Below are 25,798 nucleotides of genomic sequence, written 5' to 3'. Positions count from 1 at the left end.
GGATGTGTAAGAACACCGGGCCTTGGACCGACAAACGGCCAACAGCTATCTAGCCAAGGAGCGATCTGTTGAAACGCACTGCCGTTGCCGGGCTGCTTCTGCTTGGCCTTGCCGCCTGGTTCCTGCTTGATCTCGGGCAGTACCTTACCCTCGATGCGCTGAAGGCGCAGCAATCGACCATTGACGGGTTCTACCAGGCAAACCCGCTACAGGTTCTGGCGATCTTCTTCCTCGTTTATGTTGTGCTGACCGCGCTTTCCGTGCCCGGTGCCGTGATCCTGACCTTGGCTGCTGGCGCAGTCTTCGGCGTGGCTACCGGCACGGTCCTGGTCTCCTTTGCTTCATCGATCGGGGCGACCCTGGCGTTCCTCGCGTCTCGCTACCTGTTCCATGATGCTGTGCAGGCGCGTTTCGGGACGCGCCTTAAGCCGGTGAACGATGGTGTCGCCCGCGACGGGGCGTTCTACCTGTTCTCGCTGCGGCTTGTTCCGGTCTTCCCGTTTTTCGCGGTCAATCTGTTGATGGGGCTGACGCCGATCCGGACCTGGACCTATTATTGGGTGAGCCAAGTCGGCATGTTGCTGGGCACCGTCGTCTATGTAAACGCGGGCACGCAGCTCGCGCGGATCGAGACGCTCGGTGACATTGCATCGCCAGGCCTGCTTGCTTCCTTCGCGGCTTTGGGTCTTCTGCCCTGGCTGGGGAAGTGGATCAAAGCCGCGATAGTGCGCCGCCGGGTTTACGCACGCTGGCAGAGGCCAAGGCGCTTTGATCGTAATCTCGTGGTGATTGGCGCCGGTGCTGCGGGGCTCGTGTCTTCACTGATCGGTGCGACAGTCCGCGCCAAGGTTACGCTGGTCGAAGCCTCGAAGATGGGCGGCGATTGCCTCAACTATGGCTGCGTACCGTCCAAAGCTTTGATCAAATCCGCGCGCATCGCCGAGCAGATGCGCCATGCCGACCGGTACGGGCTGGAAGCCTCCGACCCGCGCTTCAGCTTCAAGGCGGTGATGGGCCGCATCCATGATGTGATCGCTGCCGTCGAACCGCACGACAGCGTCGAGCGTTACACAGGCCTCGGGGTTGACGTGGTTCAGGGCTATGCCCGGATCGTCGACCCCTGGACGGTCGAGATCGCGCGCAACGATGGAACTGCACAGCGCTTGACCACGCGTTCGATCGTCATCGCAGCCGGGGCTGAGCCGCTTGTGCCCGATCTGCCGGGGCTGGCAGAATCGGACTATCTCACCAGCGATACATTGTGGGACGAGTTCGCGCGTCTGGACGAAATCCCGAGGCGAATAGTGGTACTCGGTGGTGGTCCGATCGGGTCTGAACTGGCCCAGGCCTTTGCCCGGCTTGGAGCACAGGTGACGCAGGTCGAGCGGGGGACGCGGCTGCTCCCGCGCGAGGATCATGACGTATCCGAACTCGCCCGCGCCGCGCAGGAAGCCTCAGGCGTGACCGTGCTGACCGGCCATGAAGCGATCCGGGTGGAAAACGGGCAGGATAAGCACCTTATCGTATCTGGTGAAGGCCATCAAAAGGTCATCGATTTCGATGCCCTGATCGTGGCGGTCGGGCGCAAGGCCAGGCTTTCGGGCTACGGACTCGAAGAGCTTGGCATCGAAACGCAAAAGACTGTCGTGACAGACGAATATCTCGCGACGATCTATCCCAATATCTACGCCGCAGGCGACGTGGCCGGCCCCTATCAGTTCACGCATACGGCCGCCCATCAGGCATGGTTCGCCAGCGTGAATGCTCTGTTTGGCCAGTTCAAACGCTTCAAAGCCGACTACCGCGTCATTCCGTGGACGACCTTCATCGATCCTGAGGTCGCGCGCGTGGGCCTGAACGAACAGGAAGCAGGCGAACGGGGCATCTCCTGCGAAGTCACCATCTTCCCGATGCACGAACTCGACCGCGCCATCGCGGACAGTGCGACAACGGGCTTTGTCAAGGTCCTCACGCCCCCGGGCAAGGACAGGATCCTTGGCGTCACCATCGTCGGCGACCATGCCGGAGAACTTCTCGCCGAATATGTGCTGGCGATGAAACACGGTCTTGGTCTAAACAAGATCATGGCGACGATCCATACCTACCCGACCATGGCCGAGGCCAACAAATATGCTGCCGGTGAATGGAAGAAGAAGCACACGCCCGAGCGGCTTTTGCAGGTGGTCGAGCGCTATCACCGCTGGCGGCGGGGGTGAGCTTTTGTGGATGGCTATTGTAACAGGAGCAGCGTTTTTAACGAACATGGACGTATGAGGCGAACTCCACTCCCGATTCTGACGTTGATTCTGGCGATTGTCAGTCTATTGCCTGGTTTGCTGGCAGCATCCGCTGCAGATCATTCGGTGGATGCTTCTTGCTCAGAATGCTGCGAGGAACAAGCCGGCGCTTGCGACCCGACGCTGGCTGCCTGCGACCGCATTTGTTCGGCTGCGGTCGTTCCGGTTTCCCCTGAACTTGTCCACGTGCGGCAAATCGAAATGTCAGGCAGCCGATTAGCGCAAACACTCACCTCAATCTCCGGAAAGCCGATTCCACCGCCTCCTCGGTTGGAAGAACGTCCACTTTCATCACAATCTGTATCTGGAGAACTGACATGAAGCTTATTACCAAGATCCTGGCTGTATCGGCTATGTTTGCACCCGGCGTCGCCTTCGCGGCAAGCCCAGCTGCATTCAACGAAGCCTGCTGCGTGCTGGTCGCTTGTTGCGGCCTGCCGTGTTGCTGATAGCCTGACGGGGCCGGGGTCGGCGATTGCCGGCCCCGGTCTCGCTGCACGATCATTGCCGACACGGTTCAGTGGAGAGTTGAGATGAAAGCCATATCCTTGCTGCTGCTGCGAGCCGGAACAGGATTGCTTATGGTAATCTGGGGCCTTGTCCGGCTGCTGAATCCTGCAATGGGTGCGGGTGTCAGTTCGAAATACTACGACGGGCTCGGCGCGAGCGGGACGATTCAACTGATTTGGGGCATCGCGCTTTTCTTGGTCGGTATTCTGACCGTCCTCGGCCTGTTTCGCCGCGTTGTTTACCCCGCGCAGGCTGTGATCCTCGTCACCGGCGCGTTGTCGATCTGGAAATACCTGCTCGATCCGCTGGGGCTTTGGTTGCTCGAGAAAGGAAGCAGCCAGATTCTGTTTTTCCCGTCATTGACAGTCGCAGCCGCAACATTGGTGCTGATTGCCTTTCGCGATGAAGACGCGCTGTCGCTCGACGCAAAGCGCGCTCGCGGATGAGTGCTTGCATTTAATCCGGTCAGGCTTCCGGGAGGATGCCAGATTGGGCGACGATGTTGTGGCCTGGCGGTTCATGCCAATTCAGGGCCCGGAAATCGAAGCCTGCCGCTAGAGTGGGCTTCACCACCTCGAAAAATGGCGAGACGTCAAAGTCCCGCGGCGTGAACAGGCTGTGGTGGCGGATATGCAGGATGTCGCGCACGCAGCCCTGGCATTCCGGGTCGTCCATCAGTTCCCGGGTGATTTCCGGCAGGATCGGATAGCGGATAGATTGAAACGCCTGCGCGACCAGCGTCGAGCAGATTGCCTTGGTCGGCTCGCCGCTGCCAAGCGCGATCATTCGCCGACGCCAGCCTGACGGCACGGGAGGCGTCGGGCACAGGTAGCGGGCAAGATCGACGACGTTGGCGAGATCGTATGCATCGCCGACGTGGGCGAGGGCAAAGTCGATGACCGAGTGGATTTCGGGTTCGCTGAGGCCAACAGGGCGGCATATACGGGTATGCAGCCCCGCGAACTCAGCGACCGAGACGATGCGAACTCCCTCGACGGCGTCTGCCTCGACGAAGCGTGTTGGCTCGCCCGATGCGTCGCCAGTCGCCTCGATGCAGAGCGCAGCATGCGACCAGGTGGACTGGGTGAGATATTTGATCGCGGTGCTGATCCGCTGCTTGCCGTCAACAAGCAGAATGTCTCCGGGCCTGATGGTTTGTGCGAGCGCAGTCTCGTCCGTTGGTGCATTAGAATTGGGCGCTCGTGATGGCCCGGTCAGATAGCTAGCCAGCAATCGCCCGATGGCGAGCAGAATACTACCGCTCACCCCAAGGATGCCATCAATCGCGATCGGGCCATATCGCGCAACACACCGACTTCCAGCTGAGCTTCTTCCAGCAGGGCAGCAACCAAATCACCCAGCGACACGAGCCCTGCCAAGGTCGATCCTTGGGTCAGCACGACGGCATGCCGGCTTCTTTCCAGCGTCATCGCGCCCATCACCGTGGCAGCGTCGTCCTGACAATTGCAGACCAGAACCGGCTTACGCATGAACAAATGTACCGGCAATTGCATAGCTTCGCCGCCCCGTGCAACGGCTGCGGCAACAAGCTCCTGTTGAGAAATAATGCCAATTACGGAGCCTACGACGCGATCCAGCACCACAACCGACCCGATGTTGCTATGGAACATGGTCTCCATCGCTTTACCGAGCAATACCGTTTCGGGAACGGATATGACGAGGCTACCCTTGCGGTCAACGATGCTGGCGATTTTCATGTTCGGAACTCCAACGGGCACCCCTTGCAACTGATTTCGCAGAACACCGGCGATCGGTTACATTGGGGCCCTAAACCTGGCACGGGGCCATGCCGGTGAGCTCGACGGGAGCATCGATTCCTGACTGGATGTTTCTGTCATTGCTCGCACAGCACTTGACGTCGAGTGCCAACCTTTCCTCCTGATGCGCACCGCATTTCTCGAGGTGCCGCTGTCATCAGGCACAAGCATCGTGGCCAATGCTGCACCCAAAACTCGGAGCCCTGGACACCACCTCAGGGGACGGATGAAGCGATTGCGCCCAGAGAGAATCGCAACGCCGCCCCAAGATTCAGGCCCTTTGTAAGCTTTGTATCCCAATCGGCGACAAAGCCTGCATAGACCTGTCCCGCGAGTTTTCTGCGGAGATTTTGCCTGATCCTGAATGTGGAGAACCTGCTTGCTTCCCTCCCGCCTATTCCTTTCCGCGAGTGTTATTGTTGTCGCTGCCCTCGCCACTCCCGCGCAGGCCCAGCAGGCTGGTATCCAGATCGCGCTGGTAGACGCTGCGACTGGCCATCCCGCCGCCAATGTCGAGGTGAGAGTCGAGAACGAGGGCATCGGATTTTCCCGCAATGTGCGTTCCGACGAGCAAGGCTTCGTCCGTATCGAAGGCCTGACCACTGCAGGGACTTATCGTGTCACCACGCTGGCAGGAGGCGCATATGAAAGCGGCCAGCAGGCGAGCGTCACGCTGCGCGCGAACTTCACGAGCAGCGTTACTCTGCGCCTGTCGCCGGTGGGCGCGGAGACCATCGTCGTCACTGGTGCGCGCAGGATAACCAGACTGAACACGGTCAATGCAGAGGTTTCCGCATCGCTAGGCCGGGAGGAACTGGCAGCATTGCCGATCGAGGGCCGCGACGTGCTGGGCTCGCTCGTCCGCCTGCCCAATGTGGTGGCATCGACCGGCTTCTTTCCCGAGGCACCCTCGATCTCGATCAATGGATCGAACGGACTCGATACCAATTATCTGCTCGACGGGCTCGACAACAACGAGAACTTCCTCGGCGGCCTCAAGTTTCCGGTTCCGCTGGGCTTCACCCGCGAAGTGACGGTGCTCGCGAACTCCTATTCGGTCGCCTACGGGCGCACCGCCAACGGCATCGTCAATTACACCTCGCCCTCGGGCACCAACGACTATCACGGCGAAGTCTATGCGCTGGTGCGACCGGGCCGCCCGCTCGATGCACAGTCGCCGTTTCCGCGCCGGGACCTGTCAGGCAACGCGGTGGGCGAGAGCTTCGAGCGCTACCAGGCGGGCGCTGCCATTGGCGGGCCTCTGGTGCGCGACAAGACCTTCTTCTACGCCAACTTCGAATACACCCGCGACCGCAATCTCCAGATCGTCGATGCTCCTGCTCTGGGCACCGTGGCCAATGTCACCGGAAACAACACGTTCTATCTCGGCTCGATCCGGCTCGATCATCGCTTGACGGAGGACTGGACGCTGGGCCTGCGCGCCAACTTCGGCCGCGTCACGATCGATAGGCCCGGCGGCGGGCTCGGCGGCGGCAACGTGACCTTCCCTTCGGCGGGATCGGACCAGGACCGGTTCTCAACACTTGTCGCAGCGACCGCGAGCTATTCGGGCGACGAGTGGAGTTACGACGGCGCGGTTCAGTTCAGCCGTTTCCGCTGGGATTACGGCAAGCCCAAGGGGCCTGCCGGGCCGCAAGTCGTGATCCGCGATCCGAGTGGGTTGACGGTGGGCGTCGTCGGACATCCGGGCTTCGTCTTCAACGATCTCGAAGAGACCTGGCAGACAACGCACCGTCTCCAGCGCAAGCTCGGCAGCCACAAACTGAGCCTGGGCACCGATCTGATCCGCTCGGACTTCGCCCTGCTGGGCGGAGGCAATCCGGATGGCAACTTCACAGTCGATCTGACCGCGGGGCAGCTCGCAGGCCTGGCCACAGGCAGCAAGGGACTGGGGCTAACGGCACAGGATGTCCTCGCGCTCAATCCGGCAGTCGCCAACTATTCGGTCGAGTTGCGCCCGCAGAGCTTCGGCACCGGGCAGACCCAACTCGCCTTCTACATCGAGGATGAATGGCAGCTCAGCCCCAAGCTGACTGCGACGCTGGGACTACGCTGGGACTACGACAGTCTGACCGCGAAGGGCGGAAAAGGCGGTGACTATGATAATATCGCCCCGCGCTTTTCGCTCAACTATCGCCCGGATGCGCGGTCCACGCTGCGGTTCGGGGCGGGATTGTTCTACGGCAAGCTCTCCTACGCCGTCATCTCGGACGCACTCCAGCGCAACACGACCTCGCCAGGGTTCCTTGCCCAGTTGGGCCAGCTTCAGTCGCTGGGTATAATACCTGCGGACACGGACCTGTCGCAGATAACGTTCGATGGCAATCTGACTGTCTCGCCAAGCTGCGCGACGGTAGCGACATGCCCTACACCGGGACAGGTCCAGGCCTTGCGCGACACGGCCACGCTGGGCGAAGGGCGTATCCTCAATCCTGCAGGCTACCAGAGCCCGTGGAGCCTGCAACTAAGCGGGGGCTACCAGTTCCAGGCCAGCGATACGCTCACGCTCTCGGCCGACCTCATCTACAGCCGGTCACACAATCTAGTGCGGCTGCGCGATCTCAACGCACCTGCGCCGTTTACCCCGAACCTCGCGAACCTGACCGCGGAGAATGTCGCGCTGCTCCAGGGCCAGTCGGACAACGCAGCCCGCTTCGCGCTCGCGCAAAGCCTCGGTTTCGTGCGTTCGGTAGCCGATGCCGACGCGACGCGCCCTGTTGTTCTTGTGCCCGGCGGCGCCAGGCAGATCACGATCTCCGAGACTGGAGGCGAGTCCGAATACAAAGCCCTGATCCTGCAAGTGAACAAGTCGCGTGGGAGCGACAACTATGCATTTCGGCTGAGCTATACCCTCTCCAAGCTCACCAACGATACAGACGATATCAACTTCCGTGCTGCCAACTCGAACAACTTCAGCACCGAATGGGGACCGTCCGCCAACGATCGCCGCCATGTGATTTCGGCGGTCGGCTATCTCTACCCGCTGGATGGCCTGACGTTGAGCGCTGCTGGCCTGTTCCAGTCGGGGCAGCCGGTGAACCTCGTTCCCGATGCCCGCATCTTCGGCACGCAGGACCTCAATGGCGACGGTGCGTCCTTCGGCGAGAACTTCGTCGGCAACTCCGACCGCTATCCGGGCGCGGCGCGCAATTCCGCGCGCCTGCCCTGGTCGACCACGGTCGATCTGGGCGTGCGATACGCGATTCCCGGATTTGGCGGCAGGTTCGAACTCAGCGCCGACGTGTTCAATGTCTTGAACACAAATAACGAGTCCGGCTTTGCTAACGCGGCGACCACGTCCAATCAGTTGCAGTTCGGCGGCGGTACACCTTTCGTGCAGCGAAACGCTGGTCCGCCACGCCAGTTCCAATTCGGCTTGGCTTATAAATTCTGAAATAGCGCACGTTTCAAGGAGATCCGAACGGGATGCCAGCTTTGCAGAACTTCCAAGGGCTGATCGGCATTGCCGCTATCCTGTTACTTGCCTGGGCGTTGTCGGAAGATCGGAACACCCGACCAGGTTGGCGTTGGATGGCTGGTGCCATGCTGCTGCAACTCACCATCGCTTTGGTGGTAACGCGGGTTCCGTTCGTCTGGACGCTGGTCAGCTATGCCAACAGGGCGGTATCGGCCGTTGAAGCAGCGACGCTTGTCGGCTCTTCCTATATGTTCGGCTACACCGGCGGCGCACCGATCCCATTTCTGCTAAAGCCGGGCGCAGAGGCCCCGGTTGTCGTGGCATTCCAGATTCTTCCTCTGATTATTGTGTTTTCAGCGATTTCTGCGCTCCTTTGGCATTGGGGCGCACTGCGACTGGCTGTGCGTGGGCTTTCGTGGGCTTTGCAGCGCACACTTGGCGTCAGCGGGGTAGTGGGGCTTGGCGGCGGCGCGACAATCTTCCTCGGCGTGGTCGAAAGCCCGCTGGTGCTCCGCGCATGGTTTGGAAAGATGTCCCGATCCGACATGTTCATGATCATGGTGCTGATCATGGCGACAATATCAGGCGCAATCCTGGTGCTATATGCGACTACGCTATCAAAAACTGTGCCCAACGCAGTCGGCCACATGATCGTCGCTTCGCTTATTTCTTTACCCGCTGCAATCCTCGTAGCGCGTTTGATGGTGCCGGGCGACGGTACACAAACCACTGCCCAAGCAGAGCCTGATCTGCACTATGACAGCAGCATGGATGCCGTCATCCGAGGAACGATGGACGGCGTCACACTGGTCATGGCTGTCATTGGCATCATCATCACGGTCTTTGCGCTGGTGAACCTCGTTGATCAAGTTTTAGCGCTGCTCCCGGTAGTAGAAGGCGCGCCGCTGACGCTGCGCCGAATGCTGGGCTGGCTGCTATCACCGGCCATGTGGGCAGTCGGCATACCGTGGGACCAGGCTCCTGCGGCAGGGAGCTTGATGGGAACCAAGGCTATTCTCAACGAATACGTCGCCTATCTTGACCTCGCAGCGCTGCCGAAAGGTACGCTGGACTCCCGCAGCGTGCTAATTGTGACCTATGCGCTGTGCGGCGTCGCTAACCTGGCTTCGGTGGGACTGATCGTGTCGACCATCTCCACCCTGGCACCTGAACGAAAAGCCATGGTCGCACAGCTTGGCATGAAGAGCTGGCTGGCCGGAAATATGGTTTCAATGATGACGGGCGCCATGATTGGCCTGGTCACTTGGTCCTGAGGAGACTCTCATGTTCGACGCCCGATTGCGCCCATTGATCGACCCACCACTTAACGCCATCGGACGTACACTTGCCCGCAGCGGGGTTGGTGCCAATACCGTAACGCTTCTCGGTCTAATCCCAGCGCTGGCGGCTGCCATCGCCATAGCGCATGGCCATTTTCTAGCCGGCCTCGGACTTATCGTGATCAACCGTCTGCTTGACGGCCTCGACGGTGCTGTCGCCAGAGCCAGTGGGATTAGTGACTTTGGCGGCTATCTCGATACGTTGGCCGACTTTGTGTTTTACGTTTCTGTGCCGGTAGCTTTCGGATTGGCGGCTACTGCCAACACTGCTCCTGCACTTTTATTAGTCGCCAGCTTTACCCTGACATGCGCAAGTTTTCTCGCTTTTGCAGCCATTGCGGCAAAGCGCGGCCAGGAGACCGCAGCACATGGAACCAAGAGCATATTCTATTCGACCGGTCTTGCCGAAGGGACAGAGACCATAGCGGCCTTCATTGCCATGTGCCTGTGGCCCGGCCAGTTCCCAGCAATCGCGATCGGCTATGCAATGCTCTGCCTCGCAACAGTGATCCAGCGCACTTTACTCGCTCGCAAGTCATTCCCGCGCACCTAGCCTCAAACCACTGCGCACACTCTCGTCTTGACCGATCGTTCCAAACTGCATACATCAACGATATGCCGTGGGAAAAAAGCTTTGATGTCGATGCTACCCTGGCTCGCGCCATGCAGGTCTTCTGGGCCCATGGCTATGAGGCCACGTCGATGCAAGATCTTGTGCAGGCCACCGGGATAAATCGCGCCAGCATCTACGCGACTTACGGTGACAAACGGGCATTGTTCATCGGTGCACTCAAAAAATACGACGTCGACGTGCGTCGGCGCATGCTTGCCCAGATTGATCAGTCCGCGTCACCTGCAATGGCAATCTCAACCATTTTCGATCGGTTTATTGATCAGACTAGCATTCCGCATGGCAATTGGGGGTGCTTTATCGTCAACACCGCCTTGGAACTAGCGGCACACGATGAGGAAATCGCGACGATCGTCAATGCGGCGCAAGACGACATTGAAGCTTTCTTTCGCAAATCGATCCGCACAGGGCAGGAAGCAGGCATATTTGCCGCAGACCGCGATGCAAGCGCTCTCGCACACCAAGCACTTGCGTCCATGCTTGGCATGCTGGTGATGATACGCAGTCGGCCAAATGCAGAAGCCCTTATCACGATCCGTGACGGCGTTTTGAAATCGCTTATCTGACTTGGCCTTTTTTTTGCCCCGTATGGAACGTTCATTCCGAACTACATTGTCTTTCGTCCAAAACCTATGAAAGGAAATAAAATGTCAGACGTTTTCAAGACGAGCCTTCCGCTTCGCGAAAAGAGTGATCCTGATCCTGCAATCAGCGCACCGCTGACGCAGGCTGAGGCAAAGACGGGTATGCTGCCTAACATGTATCGTGCCATGGTGAATTTGCCTGCGTTGCTCGATAGCTACAATCACAGCTATGCTTTGTTTCGATCCGAGAGCGGGTTTACACCGATCGAACAGGAAGTTGTGCTGCTTGCGATCAGTCGGTTCAACGGGTGTCATTACTGCGTTGCAGCCCATAGTTTCGTTGCCGACAAAATGTCAAAGGTGCCCACCGACGTGACCGATGCGATCCGCGACGGCCATCCCATCAATGATCCGAAACTTGAGGCGTTGCGAAAATTTGCGCATGTGATGACAGGGTCCCGCGGCAATCCATCACCGCAACAGGCGAAGGATTTTCTTGACGCTGGCTACTCCGAAAAGCAGATCCTCGGCATCATCCTGGCGATCAGCGCCAAAGTGATCTCGAATTATTCCAACCACATCTTCCACACTGAGCTTGACCCCGCATTTGCTGCGCGGGAGTGGACGCCCAAGGTGTAACCGGGAACTGATTACCAACGAACACCTTGTTGAGCCGGCGGCTTTCCCCGCACCACCTTGCCGCCGGTCGGGGTCGCGTTAATGCCAAGGTCGCATGGCAGGCAACGCGACCCCCTTTGGGGGTGGTGCTACCGAATGATAGCTCGCAGCGCGGATGCTTGGCTGGGCGGAATCGCTCTCCCCTGCTCGTGCAAAAGGGCCCAACCGAAGTTCACATATCACCTTTGTGGCAGAATCTGTGCCCCAGCTTTGCTATCTGGACAAGCATCGCCAATGCGGATCAACCAAGAGAGAAGAACATGCTGAGCGAGCAACAAAAGGCAATATGTGAGACCTCAACCGCAGACTTTTCCGACCTCAGGGCAGTGTTTTTTAATGCCACCCTGAAGCATCCATCAGAGCATTCGCACACGGATACGCTTCTCGATATCGTCGCCGAGATTTTCAGATTGCAAGGCGTCGACACGAAACGACATCGCTTGTCGGCCTACCAACTTGCGCCGGGTGTCTATCCGGACATGACCGAACATGGATGGCCGTGCGATGACTGGCCCAAGCTTTCTCCAGACGTGTTTGAAGCGGATATCATAGTCCTTGGTACGCCCATCTGGCTCGGTGAGAAAAGCTCAATCGCGCAAGCGTTCATCGAAAAACTTTATGCACATTCAGGCGAAACGAACGAGAAAGGCCAGTATCGCTTTTACGGCAAGGTTGGCGGATGTGTCGTCACCGGCAACGAAGACGGCATCAAGCATGTGGCCATGGGTGTCCTATATGCGATGCAGCACGTAGGGCTTACAATCCCACCTCAGGCCGATTGCGGATGGATTGGTGAAGCAGGGCCAGGCCCATCCTATGGCGATGAGCAGGACAATGGCGGACGAGCTGGCTTCAGCAACGTGTTCACCCAGCGCAACACGACTTTCATGGCATTCAACCTGCTACACGCCGCCCGGATGCTCAAGGATTGCGGCGGTTATCCAGCGATTGGCAACGTGCGGACACAATGGGATTCAGGCAGCAAACCAGGCTGGCCAAATCCTGAGCATCGCTAGATTGCGCACGGATGACCTGAAAAAGCGATCAATGCGCTCAAGACGTGCGCTTGGCTGGGATCCTGCAGCTTGTTTCAGCCAGGCCGGGAGCAGCTGTAACCTCCTGCGAGGATAGCCCGAATATCTCCATGTGCCCCAACTAGGTGCGCGCAGGATTTTGAAAGGACCTCACCAATGAAATCGACGATTGGATTTGCAGCCATCTCGCTTGCTGCAGCTTCGCTTCTCGCGGCCGCAGCCACACCCGCAGCCGCACAGGCTCCGGGCGCGAAGGAAAAATGCTACGGGATCGCGCTCAAGGGCAAGAATGACTGCGCCGCCGGGCCGGGCACCAGCTGCGCCGGCACATCGACAGTCGACTATCAAGGCAATGCCTGGAAGTTCGTGGGCAAGGGCGAGTGCCAGAAGGTAGGTGGGTCGCTGAGCGCCAAGAAGGGCAACGTCAAGCCCAAAATGCCGAAGTAAGGTGATGAGGGTGAACGCCATTTTATCCAGCTACGATCGCGCGGTTGCTGCTATCGGCAGCGTTGCAATGCAGAATCTGACACTGCTGTTCAGCCGTATCGTGCTGGCCGGGATATTCTGGCGTTCAGCCCGCACCAAGGTCGAAGAGGGAAGCTGGCTCTCGATAAGCGACACCACCTATTTCCTCTTCAAAGAGGAATATTCGGGAGTGCCGCTGCCGAGCGAACTTGCCGCCGTGTTGGCGACGATATCGGAACACGCATTTCCAATTCTGCTGGTGATAGGCTTGTTCACGCGCTTGTCTGCGTTGGCCCTGCTCGGCATGACCATGGTCATCCAGATATTTGTCTATCCCGAAGCGTGGTGGTCGGTGCATTCGTTATGGGTGGCATTGGCGCTGATTCTCATCATGCGCGGTGCGGGCTCAATAAGTCTCGATGCAGCGCTGCTCCAGGTCCGCAGGCCGTGAGAGCCGATGACGTCAGCCTAGCGCGACTTGCCGCGATGTCACAAAAAGGCGATCGACAAGCGTATGCCACCTTGCTCAAGGAGTGCCAGCGTTGGCTGCGCGGGTATTACAGTCACCGTATTGCGCCATCGCAACTGGATGATCTGGTGCAGGAGACGTTGATGGCGCTGCACACCAAGCTCGGCACATGGGATTCCTCTCGCCTTTTTTTGCCCTGGTTGGCAGCGATTGCACGCTATCGCTGGGTCGATCATCTCCGCCGACTCTATCGAGCCAGTGAATGCGAACTCGAAACGGACATTGCAGGTCAGGACGACGAACCAGCCATTTCCGCGCGGATCACGCTTGCCCGCCTGTTCTCGGTGCTACCTGAGGCGCAAGCCATGGCCATCGAGCTGGTCAAGATCGACGGTCTGAGCATCACCGAAGCTTCCCAGGCCACGGGGCAGAGCGAATCCCTTATAAAAGTCAATATTCACCGAGGCCTCAAGAAATTGGCCCATATGGTCGAGAAAGCCTGACACATGAGACATAACTCCGATGCCCTTATCGCGGACCTGGTCGGCAAACTTGAGCCGGTCAAACCGCTCAGCTTCGCAAGAGGGATCAGCTATGCTCTGGGGTCTGCTTGCGTTGCGGCGCTGGCGGTCACCGGACTGTTTGGCGTACGCGCCGATTTGCTGGCCGGCGATTTCGACCCCGTGTATCTGCTTGCCACCGGGCTCTTCTTGATGCTCGGGATTGCAGCGGCAGTGACGGTTATTGTGATGAGCCGCCCGCAGGTTGGCAATGATCACGGTGGCTGGGTTTGGGCGGCGGCGATGGTTACCTTGCTGCCAATAGCAGCGGTGATCATAAGCCTCGGCGGCGGAAGCGACCTTTTGTCGCGAGATAGCATCGTACGCGGCCTGGAATGCCTCATGGTTGGCGGGGCAGCCTCGTTCCTTGTGTTCTCGATTCTGGTCGCATGGTTACGCCAAGGTGCGCCGACAGCACCCGATCGGGCAGGCCTGTTGAGTGGTATCGCTGCAGGGAGCCTCGGCGTGTTCGCCTTTTCGCTGCACTGTGCCGACAACGACATCGTTCACATCGGTCTGTGGCACAGCAGCGTTGTGCTGTTGATGGCCTTGTTGGGCCGGGCGGTCGTACCTCCGTTGGTGCGCTGGTAGAACAGAAGAAAGGACGAACACATGCTTCGAGCCATCCAGACGTTGCTGGCGTTTGTCTTTGTTGCGTTTACTTCACCCGCGATCGCTGCACCTGCTTGGCAGGATTATACGCCATCAGCGTTTACCCGCGCCCAGGACGCAGGCAAGACGTTGATCGTTGATGTGCACGCCGTGTGGTGCCCCACTTGTAAGGCGCAAGCGCCCACACTCGACGCCTTGCGGCAGGAGCCGCAGCTGAAGAACGCGGTTTTCCTGAAGGTCGATTTTGACAAGGAAAAGGCGTTCTTGCGCCAGCATCGCATTCCACGCCAATCGACCGTATTAGTATTCCGCGGAAAAAAGGAAACTGCGCGCTCCATCGCTGAAAGCCGGCCCAGGCAACTGCGTGAAGCTGTGATGTCAGGGCTATAGGGCGTGGGGCCTGTATCGAGGGTTTCCAGTGTTTGCTGAGCTGGCCCTCGCTTTCGTTGCCGGGCTCGTAACAATTCTCAACCCGTGCGTTCTGCCGCTGGTGCCTATTCTTATTGGGTCGGCCCTTGGTAAGCACCGCCTTGGACCGGCGGCGCTAGCGGCCGGCTTGGCCGTAACCTTTTCAACGTTCGGTTTCATAGTCGTTGCCTTCGGGTTCCAGCTGGGAATCCCAGAACAGGGTATCCGCTTGTTCGCCGGAGCGATACTGGCGGTGGCCGGGGTTATTCTTCTAGTGCCCTTATTGCAGACGCGGTTGACCATGGCCTTCGCTCCCCTCACCAATCGTGCGCACGGAGTGCTGTCTCGAACCAGTGGCGATGGGCTTGGCGGCCAGTTTGCGGTCGGAACCCTCCTAGGCCTTGTCTGGGCACCCTGTGTCGGCCCCACACTCGGGGCAGCGATTGCCGCGGCCAGCCGGGGGGAGAGCCTTGGTGAGGCATTTGTTACGTTTTTGGCGTTCGCTGCAGGGGTGGCGCTGTCCGTGACCGGTTTCGCTTATGGTTCGCGGCTAGCTATCGGGAGACGCACCGGCGCGCTGAAGAACTTTGCCCGATATGCCAAGCCGGCCTTTGGAGCGATGCTACTGCTGGTTGGGGGCCTGGTTCTGACGGGGGCCGACAAGCTGCTTGAGGCAGCCTTGCTTAACGTGATGCCTGAGTGGCTGATCACTCTCACAACCCGTTTCTGATACGATTTGACGGCAACATAGAGAACGCAAACCTCAAGATTGCGACCCCAGCTGGCCCGTAGTTTTTGCAAGAGATTACACGCCGTTCCAGGCGCGTAAGCCTGCCTAACCCGATGAGAGGCGGTCCGTCCCCGGTCAACGAAAAAGGGGCCTACACGTCAGCTTTTAACTTCTGGAGACTCCGACCATAAGGGGGGCCACCAGCGCTGCTCTGATGTGGGAACATAGGCACAGGACCACGCGTTCCAACTGACCGAGGTTTGCATTGTGGGGAGAAGGTGATGGTCCAGCCGATTTTAGTGTTCGATGTCAACGAAACCCTGCTCGACATTACGCCCCTTGAGCCGCATTTTGAGGAATGGTTCGGGGATGCGGGCGCTATGCGAAAGTGGTTTGCGCAACTGGTGCTCTATTCACAATCTATAACACTCGCAGGGCGCTATCTACCCTTTGGAATCATCGCCAGCCATGTTCTCGAGATGCTGGCGACGATCGAGGGCTGCGCCTTGCCCGAAGGCGCAGCACGCGTGCTGAAGCACACTATGACCACCCTTCCCGCCCACGCCGACGCCTTAGAGGGTCTAGAGCATCTTCACGAATCGGGTTTTCGCCTCGCAACGCTGACAAATAGCGACCCGGAGACGCAAGCCGCGCAACTCTCGAATGCCGGTATCGCCTGCTTCTTCGAGAAGCAGTTCAGCGTCGAGGCGGTCGAACAATTCAAGCCGGCTGCGGCAACCTATAGACACGTTGCCACCGAGATGCGGGCCGAAGTGTCCGGACTCGCAATGATTGCTTGTCACTCGTGGGACCTGCTGGGGGCGGCAGCTGCAGGACTGCAGCCGGTTTTTATTAAGCGAGCGGGAAACAGTCAGCCAGGCTTTGCCTCTCAAGGAACCCGGGAAATTGCCCGAATCAGCGATCTGGCGTCGCTCAACTGGTGAAGGGTGCCGTCGATCCGTAGGCCCTAAATCAAACAGCAAAATTGAGCGAAAGTCGCTGCCTAGGGATCAACGTCGGATCTGCAGGATTGTCTGGATCATGGCGGGGCAAAAGCAATGGTTCGGCAGATTGACGCTCTCGATGTAACCGATACCTTTAGCTGTGACACGGCAGCTTACAGCGCTCGAAATTCCAGCCAGGCTGGCGTGGGGGGGGGAGGCGGACGGATTTCAGCAGATCGAATATGGAGAGCGGTTCGCTCGCGATCTTGCTGCACCGCTCAAGCGAATTGCCGGGGGCACGCATTTTACGCTAACACATTATCCCCCTGTCAGTGCATCATAGTGCGACGCAGGTGCCATCGGATGCGATCAAGGTTGGGCCTTTGTATCTAGCCGAGATCATGGACAGGCTTTCCTCGAGCCGGGAGAATGAACGGTTCATATGATGCGATAGCAGCAACTGACGCGGGCCTACGCTGGCAGCCATCTTGCCTATCTCATCAGGCGGCCGGTGCAACCCAATAGGCTGGCCCTCGCCAGCTGGAATGACGTGATGAGCGATCAGCAGATCGGGCTTTAGATTGCGGGTGACCCTGTCAAACCCGGATGAAAGCGCGCTTTGATCGCTCGCGAAGAGAATAACGCGGTTTTTGGCTTTGACCATGAACGCGAGTGTCGGAACCTCGCCATGGTGTACTGGGATGGCGGTTAACGTAAGATCATGGGCAATGTCGATTTCAGGGATGGAAGCATTTTCAGCAACGTTCGCGGCAATTTCTTTTACTTCGAATTTCCGGCGTTCGTCACCGCCATCGAGATAGCCGCCCAGATAGCGCCACGCGCCGCTGTCGCGCCCGACCAATGCGGAGAGAAATTCACCGGCGCCGGGAAAAACGCTTGCCGCTGCTGGTCCGACGAACAACAGCGGTTCATCGGAGCGCTCAAAGCTTCCCGAGTTCAGAATGCCGCCCAACCCGGCGCTGTGGTCGGCGTGCAAGTGGCTCATGGCGATGCCCTTGAGGTCGCCGACCTTCAGTCCAGCTTCACCAAAACGGATAAAGCTGCCTGGTCCGGCATCGATCAGCAGTTGCGCCCGCCCGTCGATCCAGACTGCGTAACTTGTGCCAGCACGTGAACCTTCTGCAATCGGCCCGCCCGAACCAAGTACTTGCACTCCGACATCCACGTTGCGGCATATTTCGGCGCCTCGGGCAGCAGGTGCCCCTTCGCTGGCATCGGCAGAATCTGCGCTGGACACTCCCAGGAAAATGGCAGGTAGAATCAGAGCGCTTGGAGCGAGAATTTTTTTCAGCATGGTGAGGCCTTCCTATGTAATTCTACGCTTGATCTGGCCGAATGGTTACAAAGCGTGATCGGGCTAGACCCAACCATGCCTTTGTAACAGGACCAAAATCATGACCGTGTTTCCTTCCATTGCCGGGCCGCCAGCCATGGACAAGGTTTTTCAGCGATTCCCACGCTCGGTTATGCCACTGCTGGAATATCATGATCGGGTTCTACGCGACTGGTCGCCGCTGACCGTAGCGGAGCGCGAACTGATCGCTGCTTATGTCTCAGGCCTCAATGCCTGCACGTATTGCCATGGCGCGCATGTGGTAGCAGCGCGGGCCTTTGGGATCGCCTCGGACCTTTTCGAATCCCTCATGATTGATATTGAAAGCAGCGCAGTAGAAGAGAAGCTGAAGCCAATCCTCGCTTATGTGGGCAAGTTGACTCGCACGCCTGCGCTGATCACCGAGGCGGATGCGCTGGCTGTTTACGCGGCCGGGTGGGATGAGCAGGCTTTGTTTGATGCTGTCAGCGTGTGCGGGCTGTTCAATCTCATGAATCGCATCGTTGAAGGCAGTGGCATCAAGGCCAATCCGCTAGATGCGGATTCAGCCGAAATGGATGCCCGGTTGGCCCGGATGGGGGGTGTCACTGACGATCCACACATCGGTGAACCCAGCTACAGCCGTTTGGCAACCTTGTGGGGAATTGCGCCTCCAGATTGATCTTCAGCCAAAGTCGAGGCTCTCAATCTTGGCATCCAGATCTATTGGTATCTTCGCAAGCAACGCCTCGCCTGATTCGTGCGCGGCAGGTCCTTGGACCTGGACCAGCCTGGCGATGGCAGCGTCGCGTTCGCGCAGCAGGCAACACAGTTCATCTCGATACAGTGCAACCATCGCGGTCAGCAGTCGATTGACCAGCGGATCTTCCTTCGTGTTATCGACATTGTAGCGGTCAAGATGCGCGATCATCGTGTCGGCTGGATACAGAAACTCGTCGGTGACCCAGCGCCTTGTGGCGAACCAGTTGACGGGAATACCCATGTGATCAATCGCTAGCCCCGCAATATGTGTGACATGGGCTGAAGCCTCCTCACCTTCTGGCGGCGCGGCACTATACCTGGACGGGTCGTCTAGCTGGGTGCGGTGCAGAAACAGGTGAAAATGTCCATGTTCGCCCGGATCCCGGTCACCCGGGGCGTGAACGTGATAGTACCAGCGCGAACGTGTACGCGTGTCACGCGCGTCGTCATCCGGATAATGCTGCCAGAACAACACTTTGTCCGAGGGAACTACCCGCGCCATCATTGGCACGTTTTCGCGGGCCATAGCTGTAATGGTTTCGATGACAGTCAGGGCTGCCTGTTGCTGATCCATTCCGGTCACGCGCTTTCAAACTGTTGAGCCTGGCGGATAGCGCTTGTGCCACGCCAGGCTCACAAGTGTCTGCCCGCGAGAAATTATTCTGGCTTGGCTGCACAGGGCTTGGCACCGCAACCGCCCGCAGCACAAGGCTTCGCGCCGCAAGTAGCCGCCGCACAAGGTTTGGCCGAACAGTCGGCCGCTCCGCAATTAGCAGCTGCGCAACCGGCGGCAGCACAGCCAGCTGCTTGGCAACCAGCTGCCACGCACCCCGCGCCGGCGCAGCGTTTTGCGGACCGATCTGCCATGGCCGAACACGATCTGGCTTTGCAAGTTCCCTGTGCGCAGGCGCTGGTGGCAAGTGTCATGCCGCCTACAACAGCAAGCAGACTGGTCAGTTTTACCTTTTTCATGGGTTTCCCCCCTTTAAATACCGGTGCATCAAGGCGTCTCCCCTTTTCGCCGCACACCATGAGCGAAATAGAGGTCTGAAGGGGACTTCCCTGCAGAACTGATCGGCGAATTCTGCGCAGGGGTGTTGCGTGCCCGTGACAAGCGCCAGATTGCCATGTCGACCATTTCGCTGAGCACGCGAGGAATGTTACACCCTGCCTGAATTTTGCGCCGGAACCGGAAGGTCGATGTATTGGCTGAGATGGAGAACCACTAGGGCGGACCCAAGGGTGCCAGCGAGCAACCGATGCGATCAATAGAGGCTGCAAAAATTTGGCCGTCTGGTACAGCCTGATTCATGAGCCGCTCAAATGTACCCACTGTAACGCTGACTGATAATCACCACGCTGGGCCGCTCCACCATGCAGGTTCATATGAACGGCGGGTACACGCGTCGCTGGAGCGTATCTGGGAAAATGTGTTCGATTGGGAGCATCTGGCTCACCTGCACGATGGCAGTTTTGCGGACTGCTCCCTGGTCGAACAGGGGCGTTGGGGCTGGTGCGTTGATCTGACGCCGTGCGGTGCAGAGCCGCAAAGGATTCAACTGCTCGCCGACCGGGCGACAGGGCGCTATACATCGACGACCATCGATGGCGCAGGTGTTGGCACCGAGATCAGGGTGATGCTCGACGAGATCGAACCGCACCTTGTCGATATCACCGTTGAGTTCCATTTGCCTGGGCCCAGGACGGACCGCAGCGAATATCTGGGTAGTGCCTACGCTGATTTTTACGCCACGCTTTGGGATGAAGACGAGGCCATGATGCAGGCACGCGAGCGCGCGCTGGCTGCTCCGACTCAAGCCGATCGCAGCGTTGAACCGATCGATCTGGGCGATGCCTGCGATGTTCGGGCGAACCTGCCGCTGGCGTTTCAGCTTGGCGGCATGGCTTTCCAGCTGGTTGAGCATAACGGTGATCTGATCGCTCACAGCGCGGTATGTCCGCATTGGCTCGGGCCGTTGCAAGGTCCGCTTGAAAACGGCAAAATTCGCTGCCCGTGGCATGGATTTGTTTTTGATATCGTCACCCGGCGGTGTGAATTGCACTCGACACTAAGGTTGCCAATGCCACCGCTTATACGCATCGTCGAGGGCAGGGTTGTTGCGGCATTCTCGCATGCCGAGGGGGACTAGCCGCATAATATGCGGCCCGTCGCACGTCTGGTTTGAGTAAACTCTTGAATGAGGGCGTTTGCTGTATCCCGATAATACCGATCAAGCACTGGCTAAGCACTGGCACTGGCATTGGCAACCGGCGTCTGGCTCGACCGGCAACTCGACAGAGACCGGTATTGCGCTGCTGCTGGCGCCCTGCGCGCAAGCACGTTGGTCGAGATATCTCCGCCCTCGGCTCTGCCCTGCCGGCAGCCGTGGCTGATTCTCCACCGCCACTTGCGCGGCCTGCCTGCGATCAGCCTCGCGCTTAAGTGAGTGGCGCAGGCCTTCGGCAGTCTGCCGTAACCGAGCCAGGCCCCGGGCATCAGCCCCTGCCGCGGCATCTGGTTGGAATGCCCTGCGGTGGTCCATTGGTCGCTTGAACTGCTTGAAGCGCCTAGAATGGGGTCGCTAGTCGAATGGCAGGAAATTGCGTGGATATTGAAAAAGCTGCCCTTCAGTTAGCGACCCCGTTGCCGCCGTTCCAGCCTTCGCTAAACTGACGGATAATCACGGCGTGAGGGCAAAGCGATGAGAGGCGATTTGACAGGGGGATGTCTGTGCGGTGCCGTGCGCTACACTCTTCGCGATGGATTTCGATTTCGACCGTATGCCTGCCATTGCACCGACTGTCAGACGCGAACTGGCGGAGCCTTCAGCGAGCACATGTTGTTCGCCAAGCAGGATCTCGACATCGTGGGCGATTTGGACATCGGTTCCTATGAACAGCCGAGTGGTGCCCTATCATCGATCTGGGGGTGTCCGACCTGCAAAGTCCGCATCTTCGCCGAGAATGACAAGCGTCCGGGCTTTGCATCGTTGCGTTGCGGAACGCTCGATCGAAGCCACGAGGTTGTGCCTGCCGCTCATCTTTGGGTCAGCAGCAAGCAAGCCTGGGTGACGCTCCCTGATGGGGTGCCCGCACTTGCCGAACAACCATGGACCCAAGCCGAGTGGATAGCGCTTGTCGGTCCTACTTCGAGTTAGCGATCGAGCTTGCAAGGTTTTGCTGCCAAAGCCGCCGTTCCGGAATCCACCTATTCCCAGTCATCCCCGGCGATCGGGCGCGATCCTGAAACCTGTCCGGCAGCTTCAACGGATTTTTTGCCAGAACCGGAAATTCGCAAAGCGCCCCCTGTGCAGACATAGATGCCGATGGCATAGTTCATTGATGGAACTGTTAGGCTTGGTCGGCAGCGTAGCGGCTGGGTTGTGGTTGATTGGCACGGGAGCCTTCATGGCTTTGCGGCCGGGGCGTGCCCTGCATGTGTTAAGCCTCACGGCATCAACTCGAACGATCAACAATCTCGAGCAGGGGCTTCGCCTCAGCGCGGGGCTGGCACTGCTTTTACGTGCTCACGCGTCAAAGTTGCCGCAGACGTTTGAGGTCGCAGGATGGTTTATCGTGCTCTCCTCGCTGGTTCTGCTTGTTCTTCCGCTCCGCTGGCACGCTGGCTACGCATGTTGGTGGGCCGACCGCCTTGCACCTGCAGCTGTTCGAGCAGTTGCGCCATTTTCAGCGCTTGCTGGCCTTGCACTGATTTATGTCGCCGCGTAAACTTTGGGCACGTCTGCTCCCCACCTAACTCCGGTCACGAGCAGGGTCGAACCTCGATCCTGACAGCGGTATGGCAGGTTCATCACCGGATTTGTCAGAAGCGGAAATTTTGATGCCGGCCCCACTGCGGAAATTATGATCTGTGTTGCATATGGCCGCAAACTGCCGAAAACCTGATATCGAAATCGGGGTTACTTATCATCTTGGTCGGCGCGGCCAAAATCGTCTGGCCCGAAATTCCCAGCTGTCAGCGGGCCCCCCGGCTTCAGTAGCAGGCACCATCCATAATATGCGCTGGGTGCGTCGTTTTTTTCCGCCCAAGTGACGGACTTGGCGATCGCGGGGCGGCAGGCGCCGGCGTCCAGATTGGCTCGTGCTGCTGAAGTGTAGTCCGGCGCGCGGCTGCCATCATAAAGGAAAGGAAGGGGGCTGCCGGTGCGCGTCGGGGTCAGGTATAGCGTTCGGAACGCGTCAAGCCAGCCCATCAGCGCCATGGTGCGATGCTCCTCGCTCCCCGACCGATCGACAAACGCCCACTTCAACCCTTCAGGGGCACTGGTGTTGAAAGCCGAAACCAAGGTTGCCAACCATTTGCCGCTCAGATTGCCGATGCCTTCGTCGCCCATCGTGATGTAGATTCGTCGGTCAGATCCGGCGTGACTGGCGAGCTTCGCTGCTGCCTCGTCGGCGACGCGCCCTTCATCCCACCAAATGCTCGGCGTGAGCGCGATGTAGTCGTCGAACATTTCTGGCCGTTCAAGCAGGGTGTCGACCACGAACAGTCCACCGAGCGATGCGGCGGTAAGCACCTTGCGGTCGGTCCTGTAACGTGACGTCACCCACGGGATCACATCGCGCGCGAGGAAATCCCGAAATCTGGGCGCCCCGTTTGGCTGCATCCTTTCACCAAACACGGCTGTCAGCGTCTTGGGGTCCATGCGCTCGAGCGGCGGGGTAAGCTCGGCATAGCGATTATCTGTGCGCACGCCGATCAGGATGAAAGGTTCGAAACTGGTCGAAAATTCTGCCTCGGCGGCGATTCCGGCAAGAAGCTCGAAATCCTGTTCAGGGCCGCCATCGATCGAGAACACCACCGGGTAACGTCGATCGGGATTGTCGGCATAACCTCGCGGCAGTCGGACCGTGAGGAGTTTTGTCTCGCCGTATACGGTGGATGTGATCTTGTGGGCGGAGCCGATTATGATCGGCTCGCCGCTCGGGTCGGCCAGTATGGCATGATCGGCTTGCACTTGCGCACATGTGGCTCCGGGCAAGCCGATAAATGTCAGCGCTGCTGCCGCTGCGAATAATCGAGGCCAAATATGCACGGGGGAAAGTCCCATATCAGCAAAACATCCGCCCAAGATTAGCCTATCATGCAGGAGCTAACACTTATTTTTATTCATCGCGGGCCAGCAAAGCTGCCATTCCGCTATCCATCTGTGGACGCCCCAAAAGATGCGAGAGTGAAAATCGGGTATTGGCGGTAGTCGGATGCTGCCATCTGTCCGGCCTGTTTGCGCGGGCGTAATGCCGCTGGCCCGTATGGGAGTTCGCGAACCGGATCCACATCACCCACCCGAACTCGGTCAGGTGCCCGCGGATCGCGTTGATGAGCTGGGTGCGCTGGCGCACCAGCAGATCGCGGGTGCGGAACACCATCCCGGTAGCCTGCTGTGCTTCGGTCTTGATCGCCGCATAGCGCATGCTCGGGCGCTGGGCGGCCTCGCAGATGGCCTATGCATCGACCGCATCGTTCTTGTTCCGCTTAACGAACGGCTTCACGTAAGCCGGCGGGATCAGCTTCACCTCATGCCCCAGCGAGGCAATCTCGCGGGCCCAGTGATGTGCCCCTCCGCAGGCCTCGAGTGCCACAAAACAGCGCGGCTGTGCGGCAAAGAATTCCAGCAGCTTCGCTCGTGTCAGCCGTCTGCTGAACACCATCTTCCCACGCGCATCCGCGCCGTTCGCATGAAAAACAGTCTTCGCAATATCCAACTCAATCGTGCTAACCTCTGTCGTGGACGACTCCTTCTAGTGGTGTTCAACACCTCCACTATGGCACATAGATGCCGTCGGGGGGCGTCCACCCCAGCACCCACAAACCGCCATGAGCGGGGGCGATGCCCGATCCAGAAAGCGGCATGTCGGCTACGGGCGGAACAAGACGATCAATTTGGCGGTTGCGAGGGGCGGGGTCTGAGTCGGCAGCCTACACCGGTCTCCTCGAGCTGCGAATGGCAGCGATCCCAAAATCGCTAACCCCTACGGCCTCCAACCGCTGCGGCATTCTGCCCTCTTATGAACCGCGCGGTCCACCTCTGCGGCATGGCGCGCTGTTTATCCGCATGGGCGACGACGACTAACTCTTAGGCCTGCGTGAACGCAGATCAAAAGGGGAGGGGGAGGGGATGGGTGCCCGGGTGATTGCCGGGTGCACATCAGGAGTGACGACGATGCTTATTCCCTTTTCCCGGCTCTATCTGAGCGATGCCAATGTGCGCAAAACGCGCAGCGAAGAAGACGATATCCAGCTTTCCGCCGACATCGAAGCGCGCGGCCTTTTGCAGAACCTGTTGGTCACCAGGAGCAAGAAGCGCGGCAAGTTTGCGGTGATCGCCGGTGGCCGCCGGTTGCGGGCCATCGAGATGATTGTCGCGCGCGGTGCGTGGGACCCCGACACCGAGATTGAATGCAAGCTGCTTGAGGGCAGCGAAGAGGAAGCCGGCGAGGCTTCGCTTGCCGAAAACTTCCAGCGCGTCGGGATGTCACCAGCTGAGGAATGCCGCGCCTTTCAGCACTTCATCAAGGAAGGCAGCGATGTTTCCGCGGTCGCCAAACGCTTCGGTCTCACCCAGCGCTTCGTGGAAGGCCGCTTGCGGCTTGCCAACCTCGCCGAGCCGATTTTTGAAGCGCTCGCCAAGGGAGATGTCACCCTCGAGATCGCCAAGGCTTACGCCGCGACCGACCAGCACGAGGTCCAGCTGCGGGTCTTTGAGCAGATGCGCTACGCCTATAACCCAAGCGCCGATGCCATCCGGCGTATGGTGGCGAGCGGTTCCATGCGCGGCAATGACCCAATCGCGCTGCTGATCGGCGAAGATGCCTATGTGGCAGCCGGAGGCAAGATCGAACGCGACCTCTTCAGCGAAGCGGCAGATGATCGCTGGATCGATATCGAGATCGCCCACAGGCTTGCGGCCGAGAAGATGGAGGCCGAAGCCCAGCGGATCGCTGCTGAAACGGGCCTTGCATGGATCAGCCCGGTGGCGTCGACCAATTCATGGCAGGCGCGCAGCGAAATGGGCGTCAATGCTGTCCGGCTGCCGCCCGCGCCGCTGTCCGAAGAAGCACGAGCCCGAATTGACGCGATCGATGCCCGCATGGAAGAAATCAGCGAGATCATCGACGAAGGCCATGAAGGCGGTGAAGCCGATTTCGGGCAGCTCGAGGCCGAGTATGAGAATCTCGATGCTGAGCGCAGTGACCTCAATA

The 25,798-nt window shown here is 59.0% G+C and carries 27 protein-coding genes and 1 pseudogene; 21 read left to right on the top strand and 7 right to left on the bottom strand.

Annotated elements, in window-relative coordinates; translation table 11 throughout:
- Positions 1-68: 68 nt before the first annotated feature.
- Positions 69-2,216 (top strand): FAD-dependent oxidoreductase, encoded by a 2,148-nt coding sequence (locus ACEW8G_RS01760; RefSeq protein WP_373486730.1) that lies wholly within the window; start codon positions 69-71, stop codon positions 2,214-2,216.
- Between the two features lie 614 nt (positions 2,217-2,830).
- Positions 2,831-3,253, top strand: a complete 423-nt coding sequence (locus ACEW8G_RS01755; RefSeq protein ID WP_373486729.1) for a hypothetical protein — start codon at positions 2,831-2,833, stop codon at positions 3,251-3,253.
- Positions 3,254-3,272: 19 nt separating this feature from the next.
- Here the strand turns inward: ACEW8G_RS01755 and ACEW8G_RS01750 are convergent, their stop codons facing one another.
- Together ACEW8G_RS01750 and ACEW8G_RS01745 are read right to left on the bottom strand one after the other, a co-directional pair.
- A complete protein-coding gene (locus tag ACEW8G_RS01750) occupies positions 3,273-4,040 on the bottom strand; it encodes a YiiX/YebB-like N1pC/P60 family cysteine hydrolase (protein ID WP_373486728.1) in 768 nt (255 codons plus the stop codon).
- Between the two features lie 29 nt (positions 4,041-4,069).
- Positions 4,070-4,525, bottom strand: a complete 456-nt coding sequence (locus ACEW8G_RS01745) for a CBS domain-containing protein (protein ID WP_373486727.1) — start codon at positions 4,523-4,525, stop codon at positions 4,070-4,072.
- A gap of 439 nt (positions 4,526-4,964) precedes the next feature.
- Between ACEW8G_RS01745 and ACEW8G_RS01740 the strand changes: the two genes are divergently transcribed.
- The 13 genes from ACEW8G_RS01740 to ACEW8G_RS01680 all read left to right on the top strand — a co-directional run bounded on the left by ACEW8G_RS01740 (position 4,965) and on the right by ACEW8G_RS01680 (position 16,479).
- A complete protein-coding gene (locus ACEW8G_RS01740; protein WP_373486726.1) occupies positions 4,965-8,000 on the top strand; it encodes a TonB-dependent receptor domain-containing protein in 3,036 nt (1,011 codons plus the stop codon).
- 32 nt (positions 8,001-8,032) lie between these two features.
- Positions 8,033-9,298, top strand: coding sequence for a NupC/NupG family nucleoside CNT transporter (locus ACEW8G_RS01735; RefSeq protein ID WP_373486725.1), 1,266 nt, complete (start codon positions 8,033-8,035; stop codon positions 9,296-9,298).
- Between the two features lie 10 nt (positions 9,299-9,308).
- Positions 9,309-9,917: a CDP-alcohol phosphatidyltransferase family protein gene (locus tag ACEW8G_RS01730; protein ID WP_373486724.1), complete on the top strand. Its 609-nt coding sequence runs from the start codon at positions 9,309-9,311 to the stop codon at positions 9,915-9,917.
- A gap of 62 nt (positions 9,918-9,979) precedes the next feature.
- Positions 9,980-10,561 (top strand): TetR/AcrR family transcriptional regulator, encoded by a 582-nt coding sequence (locus ACEW8G_RS01725; protein ID WP_373486723.1) that lies wholly within the window; start codon positions 9,980-9,982, stop codon positions 10,559-10,561.
- A 66-nt stretch (positions 10,562-10,627) separates the two neighbouring features.
- On the top strand, positions 10,628-11,218 hold the full coding sequence (locus tag ACEW8G_RS01720; protein ID WP_373486722.1) for a carboxymuconolactone decarboxylase family protein: 591 nt from the start codon (positions 10,628-10,630) through the stop codon (positions 11,216-11,218).
- 299 nt (positions 11,219-11,517) lie between these two features.
- Complete coding sequence (locus ACEW8G_RS01715) at positions 11,518-12,273, top strand: flavodoxin family protein (RefSeq protein ID WP_373486721.1); 756 nt, start codon at positions 11,518-11,520, stop codon at positions 12,271-12,273.
- 174 nt (positions 12,274-12,447) lie between these two features.
- Positions 12,448-12,738 carry a DUF2282 domain-containing protein gene (locus tag ACEW8G_RS01710; RefSeq protein WP_373486720.1) on the top strand — a complete coding sequence of 97 codons (291 nt, stop codon included), beginning with the start codon at positions 12,448-12,450 and terminating at the stop codon, positions 12,736-12,738.
- 4 nt (positions 12,739-12,742) lie between these two features.
- Positions 12,743-13,207 carry a DoxX family protein gene (locus ACEW8G_RS01705; RefSeq protein ID WP_373486719.1) on the top strand — a complete coding sequence of 155 codons (465 nt, stop codon included), beginning with the start codon at positions 12,743-12,745 and terminating at the stop codon, positions 13,205-13,207.
- The gene (locus tag ACEW8G_RS01700) at positions 13,204-13,728 is read left to right on the top strand and encodes a sigma-70 family RNA polymerase sigma factor (protein WP_373486718.1); all 525 of its coding nucleotides are present in this window, start codon (positions 13,204-13,206) and stop codon (positions 13,726-13,728) included. Before ACEW8G_RS01705 ends, ACEW8G_RS01700 begins: the two co-directional genes overlap by 4 nt.
- A 3-nt stretch (positions 13,729-13,731) precedes the next feature.
- The gene (locus ACEW8G_RS01695; RefSeq protein WP_373486717.1) at positions 13,732-14,376 is read left to right on the top strand and encodes an NrsF family protein; all 645 of its coding nucleotides are present in this window, start codon (positions 13,732-13,734) and stop codon (positions 14,374-14,376) included.
- A gap of 21 nt (positions 14,377-14,397) precedes the next feature.
- On the top strand, positions 14,398-14,787 hold the full coding sequence (locus tag ACEW8G_RS01690; protein ID WP_373486716.1) for a thioredoxin family protein: 390 nt from the start codon (positions 14,398-14,400) through the stop codon (positions 14,785-14,787).
- Positions 14,788-14,815: 28 nt separating this feature from the next.
- On the top strand, positions 14,816-15,535 hold the full coding sequence (locus ACEW8G_RS01685; RefSeq protein ID WP_373486715.1) for a cytochrome c biogenesis CcdA family protein: 720 nt from the start codon (positions 14,816-14,818) through the stop codon (positions 15,533-15,535).
- Between the two features lie 281 nt (positions 15,536-15,816).
- Positions 15,817-16,479: a haloacid dehalogenase type II gene (locus ACEW8G_RS01680; RefSeq protein ID WP_373486714.1), complete on the top strand. Its 663-nt coding sequence runs from the start codon at positions 15,817-15,819 to the stop codon at positions 16,477-16,479.
- A 337-nt stretch (positions 16,480-16,816) separates the two neighbouring features.
- On the opposite strand, the gene ACEW8G_RS01675 is transcribed toward ACEW8G_RS01680, so the two are convergent.
- Positions 16,817-17,794 (bottom strand): MBL fold metallo-hydrolase, encoded by a 978-nt coding sequence (locus tag ACEW8G_RS01675; protein ID WP_373486713.1) that lies wholly within the window; start codon positions 17,792-17,794, stop codon positions 16,817-16,819.
- A gap of 100 nt (positions 17,795-17,894) precedes the next feature.
- Here ACEW8G_RS01675 and ACEW8G_RS01670 point away from each other — a divergent pair, with 100 nt between their 5' ends.
- Positions 17,895-18,494 carry a carboxymuconolactone decarboxylase family protein gene (locus ACEW8G_RS01670; RefSeq protein ID WP_373486712.1) on the top strand — a complete coding sequence of 200 codons (600 nt, stop codon included), beginning with the start codon at positions 17,895-17,897 and terminating at the stop codon, positions 18,492-18,494.
- Between the two features lie 3 nt (positions 18,495-18,497).
- Here the strand turns inward: ACEW8G_RS01670 and ACEW8G_RS01665 are convergent, their stop codons facing one another.
- Entirely contained in the window at positions 18,498-19,148 is a 651-nt protein-coding gene (locus ACEW8G_RS01665) for a hypothetical protein (RefSeq protein WP_373486711.1), read from the bottom strand.
- A gap of 93 nt (positions 19,149-19,241) precedes the next feature.
- Here ACEW8G_RS01665 and ACEW8G_RS01660 point away from each other — a divergent pair, with 93 nt between their 5' ends.
- The 3 genes from ACEW8G_RS01660 to ACEW8G_RS01650 all read left to right on the top strand — a co-directional run bounded on the left by ACEW8G_RS01660 (position 19,242) and on the right by ACEW8G_RS01650 (position 21,732).
- Complete coding sequence (locus ACEW8G_RS01660; protein ID WP_373486710.1) at positions 19,242-19,625, top strand: hypothetical protein; 384 nt, start codon at positions 19,242-19,244, stop codon at positions 19,623-19,625.
- Positions 19,626-19,884: 259 nt separating this feature from the next.
- Positions 19,885-20,724: a Rieske (2Fe-2S) protein gene (locus tag ACEW8G_RS01655; RefSeq protein ID WP_373486709.1), complete on the top strand. Its 840-nt coding sequence runs from the start codon at positions 19,885-19,887 to the stop codon at positions 20,722-20,724.
- Between the two features lie 552 nt (positions 20,725-21,276).
- Positions 21,277-21,732: a GFA family protein gene (locus ACEW8G_RS01650; RefSeq protein WP_373486708.1), complete on the top strand. Its 456-nt coding sequence runs from the start codon at positions 21,277-21,279 to the stop codon at positions 21,730-21,732.
- 50 nt (positions 21,733-21,782) lie between these two features.
- Here ACEW8G_RS01650 and ACEW8G_RS01645 read toward each other — a convergent pair whose 3' ends face one another.
- Positions 21,783-21,914 (bottom strand): hypothetical protein, encoded by a 132-nt coding sequence (locus ACEW8G_RS01645; protein ID WP_373486707.1) that lies wholly within the window; start codon positions 21,912-21,914, stop codon positions 21,783-21,785.
- A 2-nt stretch (positions 21,915-21,916) separates the two neighbouring features.
- Here ACEW8G_RS01645 and ACEW8G_RS01640 point away from each other — a divergent pair, with 2 nt between their 5' ends.
- Positions 21,917-22,303 carry a hypothetical protein gene (locus tag ACEW8G_RS01640; RefSeq protein ID WP_373486706.1) on the top strand — a complete coding sequence of 129 codons (387 nt, stop codon included), beginning with the start codon at positions 21,917-21,919 and terminating at the stop codon, positions 22,301-22,303.
- Positions 22,304-22,494: 191 nt separating this feature from the next.
- Here the strand turns inward: ACEW8G_RS01640 and ACEW8G_RS01635 are convergent, their stop codons facing one another.
- Positions 22,495-23,553: an alpha/beta hydrolase gene (locus tag ACEW8G_RS01635; RefSeq protein WP_373486705.1), complete on the bottom strand. Its 1,059-nt coding sequence runs from the start codon at positions 23,551-23,553 to the stop codon at positions 22,495-22,497.
- A gap of 319 nt (positions 23,554-23,872) precedes the next feature.
- Positions 23,873-24,247 (bottom strand): annotated as a pseudogene (locus tag ACEW8G_RS01630) (transposase); the annotation flags it as partial.
- A gap of 512 nt (positions 24,248-24,759) precedes the next feature.
- Between ACEW8G_RS01630 and ACEW8G_RS01625 the strand changes: the two are divergent.
- The coding region (locus ACEW8G_RS01625) for a ParB/RepB/Spo0J family partition protein (RefSeq protein WP_373486704.1) at positions 24,760-25,798 on the top strand (1,039 nt) is incomplete at its 3' end.

This window comes from Blastomonas sp., assembly GCF_041747255.1.
Classification (GTDB): Bacteria; Pseudomonadota; Alphaproteobacteria; order Sphingomonadales; family Sphingomonadaceae; genus Blastomonas.
The sequence above is the reverse complement of the archived record's forward strand: the minus strand, read 5'-3'. Positions and strand labels throughout refer to the sequence as shown.